Origin of the sequence: Sphingomonas sp. CCH9-E2 (assembly GCF_001557215.1) — a bacterium.
Classification (GTDB): domain Bacteria; phylum Pseudomonadota; class Alphaproteobacteria; order Sphingomonadales; family Sphingomonadaceae; genus Sphingomonas.
The window spans coordinates 1-821 of sequence record NZ_LSJM01000338.1; the positions used below are offsets into that span (position 1 = coordinate 1).

Sequence of the window (821 nt, forward strand, 5' to 3'; positions counted from 1 at the left end):
CCCCCGGCCCCTCCCGCAAGCGGGAGGGGAGAGATTGCCTCGACCGTCGTGTCCACCAGATCGACATAGGCGAGGCCGTCGGCGAGCTTGAGCGCGGTTTCGAAGCTCTCCGCCAGCCGCGTGGCGATGTCTTCGCGGACGACGAGGCGGTCGACCACCACCTCGATGTCGTGCTTGTACTTCTTGTCGAGCGCGGGGGCTTCTTCGATCAGGTACGTCTCGCCGTCGATGCGGACGCGCTGGAACCCGGCCTTCTGCCACTCGGCGAGTTCCTTGCGATACTCGCCCTTGCGGCCGCGCACGACCGGGGCGAGGAGCAGGAGGCGGGTGCCTTCGGGGAGCGCGAGGACGCGGTCGACCATCTGGCTGACGGTCTGCGCCGCGATCGGCAGGCCGGTCGCGGGGCTGTAGGGCACGCCGACGCGCGCCCAGAGCAGGCGCATATAATCGTAAATCTCGGTCACCGTCGCGACGGTCGAGCGCGGGTTGCGGCTGGTCGTCTTCTGCTCGATCGAGATGGCGGGGCTGAGCCCCTCGATATGCTCGACATTGGGCTTCTGCATCATCTCGAGGAACTGGCGCGCATAGGCGCTGAGCGATTCCACGTAACGCCGCTGCCCCTCGGCATAGATGGTGTCGAAGGCGAGCGAGGATTTGCCGCTGCCCGACAGACCGGTGATGACCGTCAGCGTGTCGCGCGGAATGTCGATGTCCACGCCCTTGAGGTTATGTTCGCGCGCGCCGCGGACGGAGATGTGAGTCAGTGCCATGCCGGGAGTTCTAGCTTTGTTCTGGAGGGGAAGCTAGGGGGGAGATAGGGG

1 pseudogene is annotated in these 821 nt (G+C 66.3%); it reads right to left on the bottom strand.

Features of this window, described 5'->3' with window-relative positions:
• A pseudogene (locus AX681_RS15910) lies at positions 1-770 on the bottom strand (excinuclease ABC subunit UvrA); the annotation flags it as partial.
• Positions 771-821 lie beyond the last annotated feature (51 nt).